The 5092-nt window shown below is 70.4% G+C and carries 7 protein-coding genes; 6 read left to right on the top strand and 1 reads right to left on the bottom strand.

All coding sequences use genetic code 11. The features are described 5' to 3' along the window. On the top strand, positions 1-407 hold a 407-nt coding region (locus MTQ10_RS27670; protein ID WP_247473006.1), incomplete at its 5' end, for a transposase. A gap of 213 nt (positions 408-620) precedes the next feature. On the opposite strand, the gene MTQ10_RS27665 is transcribed toward MTQ10_RS27670, so the two are convergent. Further along, positions 621-878, bottom strand: a complete 258-nt coding sequence (locus MTQ10_RS27665) for a mycoredoxin (protein ID WP_247473005.1) — start codon at positions 876-878, stop codon at positions 621-623. Positions 879-1145: 267 nt separating this feature from the next. Here MTQ10_RS27665 and MTQ10_RS27660 point away from each other — a divergent pair, with 267 nt between their 5' ends. The 5 genes from MTQ10_RS27660 (at position 1146) to MTQ10_RS27640 (ending at position 5066) form a co-directional block, all read left to right on the top strand. Then, entirely contained in the window at positions 1146-3383 is a 2238-nt protein-coding gene (locus MTQ10_RS27660) for an ATP-dependent DNA helicase UvrD2 (RefSeq protein ID WP_308404608.1), read from the top strand. 163 nt (positions 3384-3546) lie between these two features. Continuing rightward, complete coding sequence (locus MTQ10_RS27655) at positions 3547-3867, top strand: hypothetical protein (protein WP_247473004.1); 321 nt, start codon at positions 3547-3549, stop codon at positions 3865-3867. 176 nt (positions 3868-4043) lie between these two features. Then, entirely contained in the window at positions 4044-4412 is a 369-nt protein-coding gene (locus tag MTQ10_RS27650) for a WhiB family transcriptional regulator (RefSeq protein WP_247473003.1), read from the top strand. Continuing rightward, positions 4409-4732 carry a hypothetical protein gene (locus tag MTQ10_RS27645; protein ID WP_247473001.1) on the top strand — a complete coding sequence of 108 codons (324 nt, stop codon included), beginning with the start codon at positions 4409-4411 and terminating at the stop codon, positions 4730-4732. Before MTQ10_RS27650 ends, MTQ10_RS27645 begins: the two co-directional genes overlap by 4 nt. Before the next feature lie 121 nt (positions 4733-4853). Beyond that, positions 4854-5066, top strand: coding sequence for a hypothetical protein (locus MTQ10_RS27640; protein ID WP_247473000.1), 213 nt, complete (start codon positions 4854-4856; stop codon positions 5064-5066). The last annotated feature ends 26 nt before the right edge of the window (positions 5067-5092 follow it).

Here is a 5092-nt window from a genome sequence, read left to right as displayed (position 1 = left end):
GCAAGAACTACCGCTACTCCACCAACCACCAGGTCGTCATCGACGCCGACACCCGCCTCGTGGTCGCCGTCGGCAAGCCGCTGCCCGGCAACCGCAACGACTGCCGGGCCTGGCAGGAGTCCGGCGCGAAGGCCGCTGTCGGCACCACCCCCACGGTGATCGCCGACGGCGGGTACCGGGGCACCGGGCTGACCATCCCGCACTACCGCCGGCACAAGGACGAGGAACTGCCGGCCTGGAAGGAGGAGCACAACGCCTCCCACCGCAAGGTCCGGGCCCGCGTCGAGCACACCTTCGCCCGCATGAAGAGCTGGAAGATCCTCCGCGACTGCCGCCTCAAGGGCGACGGCGTCCACCACGCCATGCTCGGCATCGCCCGCCTGCACAACCTCACCCTCACCGGATGACAGGCAAACGAGCAGGTCAGCCTGCATACCTCAGATCATTTACGGGACACCCTCTAGAGGCTGGGCACACGGGTCGGAGTGGCACCGGCAGTCCCCGACTCCGAAGAAACTGAACTTACTGAACCTTGCTGCGGCCGACGTGAAGGAAGAAGGAAGCAACACAAGACCCCCGCCGGGTGGTGGCGGGGGTCTGCGTCTCTGAGGGCAGGGGGCTCAGGCGGTAAGGGCCTCCTTGACCTGGGCAAGGCTCGGGTTCGTCATGACGACCTCAGAGCCACCGTTGGAGGGAATTACCAAGACTGTCGGCACCGTCTGGTTGCCGCCGTTCGCCTTCTCCACGAAAGCCGCGGACGCCGGGTCCTGCTCGATGTTGATCTCGGTGTACGCGATGCCCTCACGGTCCAGCTGGCTCTTCAGCCGGCGGCAGTAGCCGCACCACTCGGTGCTGTACATCGTCACAGTGCCCTGCATTGCCTCGCGCTCCTCAAGCAGGTCGGGATCGGGTGCTCGCAACCAAGGCAACATACTTGAAACCGTCCCGATTCCCGCGGGGCGGCTCCCGCGTTACGTGACGCCCGTCGCATGACCGGAAAACGACGGTTCGTACGCGGCACGAAGCACCTCCCGACGCGCGATCCCGTTCCGCCGTCAGCGACGCAAGCCGCATTGATACGACTGCAAGCCCCCGCCTGTGGACAACCACCGCACCCGCCTCCAGCGACCTGGCAGCATGGCCATGTGACAGCAGCAACGCATTCCACCCTCTTCCCGCGGGTGCCGGACTCGGCCGACGCCGTGCTCGAAGGGCTCGACCCCGAGCAACGCGAGGTCGCGACCGCCCTGCACGGACCGGTGTGCGTGCTGGCCGGAGCCGGCACGGGCAAGACCCGCGCCATCACCCACCGCATCGCCTACGGGGTCCGCGCAGGCGTCCTCCAGCCCTCCAGCGTGCTCGCCGTCACCTTCACCAACCGCGCCGCCGGCGAGATGCGCGGCCGGCTCCGCCAGCTCGGAGCGCACGGCGTCCAGGCCCGCACCTTCCACTCCGCCGCCCTGCGCCAGCTCCAGTACTTCTGGCCGAAAGCGATCGGCGGCACCATGCCCCGCATCGTGGACCGCAAGATCCCGATCGTCGCCGACGCGGCCGCCGCCTGCCGGCTCCGCCTCGACCGGGGCGAGCTCCGCGACGTCACCGCCGAGATCGAATGGGCCAAGGTCACCCAGACCGTCCCCGCCGACTACGCCCCCGCCGTCGCCAAAGCCGGCCGGGAAGCACCCCGCGACCCGGCCGAGATCGCCCGCATCTACTCCGTCTACGAAGACCTCAAGCGCGACCGCGCCGTCATCGACTTCGAAGACGTGCTGCTGCTGACCGTCGGCATCCTCCAGGACCGGCACGACGTCGCCGACCAGGTCCGCGCCCAGTACCAGCACTTCGTCGTCGACGAGTACCAGGACGTCAGCCCCCTCCAGCAGCGCCTGCTGGAGCTGTGGCTCGGCGACCGGGACAACCTCTGCGTCGTCGGGGACGCCAGCCAGACCATCTACTCCTTCACCGGCGCCACCCCCGACCACCTGCTCGACTTCCGGCTGCGCCACCCCGACGCGACCGTCGTCAAACTCGTCCGCGACTACCGCTCCACCCCCCAGGTCGTCCGCCTCGCCAACGGCCTCCTCGCCCAGGCCCGCGGTCGCGCCGCCGACCACCGCCTCGAACTGATCTCCCAGCGCCCCGCCGGACCCGAACCGGTCTTCATCGAGTACGGCGACGAACCCGCCGAGGCGGAGGGCACCGCCCGCCGCATCCGTGAACTCCTCGACGCGGGCGTCCCCGCCGGCGAGATCGCCGTCCTGTTCCGCACCAACGCCCAGTCCGAGACCTACGAGCAGGCCCTCGCCGACGCCGGCGTGCCCTACCAGCTGCGGGGAGCCGAGCGGTTCTTCGACCGCCCCGAGGTGAGAAGAGCCGGTGTCGCCCTGCGCGCCGCCTCCCGCTTCGGCGGCAACGACGCCCTGCTCGACGATGCCGTCGACCTGCCCTCCCAAGTACGTGCCGTCCTCTCCGGCGAGGGCTGGACCCCACAGCCCCCGGCCGGCTCCGGCGCCGTGCGAGAACGATGGGAATCCCTCGCCGCCCTCGTGAACCTCGCCCAGGACTTCGCCGCCGCCCGACCCGGCGCCACTCTCGCCGACCTCGTCGCGGAACTCGACGAGCGGGCCAACGCCCAGCACGCCCCCACCGTGCAGGGCGTCACGCTCGCCTCCCTGCACTCCGCCAAGGGCCTGGAGTGGGACGCCGTGTTCCTCGTCGGCATCGCCGAGGGCATGATGCCGATCACCTACGCGCGCACCGACGAACAGATCGAAGAAGAGCGGCGCCTTCTCTATGTGGGCGTCACCCGCGCCCGCGAACGCCTCTTCCTCTCCTGGGCGCTGTCCCGCTCGCCCGGCGGCCGCCCCAGCAGGCGGCCCAGCCGCTTCCTGGACGGGCTGCGGCCCGGCACCACCGGCGCGGGCCGCACCGGCGCGGGCGGCAGCGCCGGAATCGAACGCGGCCGGCTCCGGGCCGGCGGGACAGCACGGACCGGCGAGCCCCGCAGGACGCGGCGCAGCCCCGCCCGCTGCCGGGTCTGCGGGCGCACCCTCACCGACGGCGGCGAACTGAAACTGCTGCGATGCGAGGACTGCCCCTCCGACATGGACGAAGGCCTGTACGAGCGGCTGCGCGAGTGGCGGGCGGAACAGGCACGGCGCAGCGGGCAGCCCGCCTGGTGCGTCTTCACCGACCGCACCCTCGTCGCGATCGCCGAAGCCGCCCCCGAGGACGAGCGGGAGCTGGTCCGCGTCCCCGGCGTCGGCGCCCGCAAACTGCACCGCTACGGCACCGACATCCTCGCCCTGTGCGCCGGCCACCCCGTCGAAGAGGTCCTGGCGGACGCCGCCGACGAGGACTCCACGGAGACATCCGACGACTGAAACCAACTCGTCGAAAAAATAGTTTGCGCATGCCCCAGCAATCCCCATAGGTTCTTAGGCACGAGAACAGCGGCCTTCTCGGAGGCCCTGATTCCGTGTTGTACTTGCATATCCACCGGACCGGTCGCACCGGTCCACGAGACGCCGAGAGGAGGCGAGCCCAGTGATCAGCATCGACACCAGCCTCAGCAGCACGGTCAAAATGACCGATCGCTCGGCCGTCTCCACGTGCATGCTCGGCGCCTCGAACCTGGGCACCGGTCTGTCCGGCATTCGTGCCGTCCGTCCGGCGTCCTCCGCTGCTCTCGCGAACCTTCCCGTCCGCGAGCGTGACGAGCGACCGACCAAGGCACTGGAAGCAGTAGTGGCACAGGCGCAGGCCTATGCCTTTACGGCGGCCGGTGCCGGATTCCGGAAGCAGACGACGCAGCACCACCAGATGTGGGCCTTCCGTGGGCCAGAACCCTGGAGTGATCCAGCCTGATCGGCGATCAGGCCGGCGCCTTCAGGGCCGCGGAACCCCATCCGGGATCCGCGGCCCTTCTGTTTGCCCACGAACGCGGGCGGCAGAGCGAAGGGGCCTCGGGACAACAAAAGAACCCGGTACCAGCCGCCCCCCGGTCCCACCGGACCGGACCGACCAGACGAGGAAGACACACCGTGCAACTCGAAGCGCACGCCCCGTCCGTACCGCCTTCCGACACGATCCCCAAGCCCGGCCCCACGGAGGACTCAGCCTTGACCCCGCTGACCGCGCTCACCGCGCTCGACGACGCCATCGAGAACCTCGGCGTACCCGTCCCCTGCCGCTCCTACGACCCGGAGGTCTTCTTCGCCGAGTCGCCCGCGGACGTCGAGTACGCCAAGTCCCTGTGCCGCACCTGCCCGCTGATCGAGGCCTGCCTCGCCGGGGCCAAGGAGCGGCGCGAGCCCTGGGGCGTCTGGGGCGGTGAGCTGTTCGTCCAGGGCGTGGTCGTCGCCCGGAAGCGGCCGCGTGGCCGTCCGCGGAAGAACCCGGTCTCGGCATGAACACCGCAGGAACGATCGACCGCCCCCTCACGCACGACCCCAAGAAGCAGGCCCCGATGAAGCCGTCCACCAGCGAGCCCACCAGCTCCGTGATCGAAGACGTCACCACCACCGGCGCGACCGACTCGCGTCAGAACAGGACCCGAGAGATGCAACTCATCCAAGAAGCCCTGGCACGTGCGCATATGCACGAGCGCCTGCATGAGGCGGAGACGGAGCGCCGGGCCGTGCGCCTGGCAGCCGCGCGCCGCATGCAGCGCAGGGCGGAGCGCGCGTCGATGCGTGCTCGCCGGGCGCTCGCCATGGCCGTCATGCAGTAGAACGAAGCCGCCGCCTCCGACGCCGGAGGCACAGGTTCCCCGCGGGGGCCGGTCCGTACGGGCCGGCCCCCGCGGTGCGTGGTGACCGGCGATCCGCGGACGGCGGCGTTATCGTCACCGGGTGACGAGTCTTTCCGGAGGCAGTGACAACGGCACCCGCGCCGGTGAACCCCCGCAGCACCGGGTCTGCGCCCGATGCGGCACGGAGACCGACAGCATCCCGCCCACCTGGACCTGCTCGGTGGAGAACGGCACCCGCCGGTACTTCTGCGACCGGTGCTCCCGGGAGAACCTCAGAGCGATCGAGAGCCGCCTCGACTCGTCCTGGTGGTGACGGGGGCCCCGCCCCCGCCCCTCCCC

Origin of the sequence: Streptomyces sp. XM83C, from assembly GCF_023072675.1 — a bacterium.
In the GTDB taxonomy this organism is placed as follows: domain Bacteria; phylum Actinomycetota; class Actinomycetes; order Streptomycetales; family Streptomycetaceae; genus Streptomyces; species Streptomyces thermocoprophilus.
The sequence above is the reverse complement of the archived record's forward strand: the minus strand, read 5'-3'. Positions and strand labels throughout refer to the sequence as shown.

Coding starts and splice junctions, on each gene's coding strand:
- MTQ10_RS27665 (WP_247473005.1), bottom strand. CDS start 878: ATGCAGGGCACTGTGACGATGTACAGCACCGAGTGGTGCGGCTACTGC.
- MTQ10_RS27645 (WP_247473001.1), top strand. CDS start 4,409: ATGAACACCGCAGGAACGATCGACCGCCCCCTCACGCACGACCCCAAG.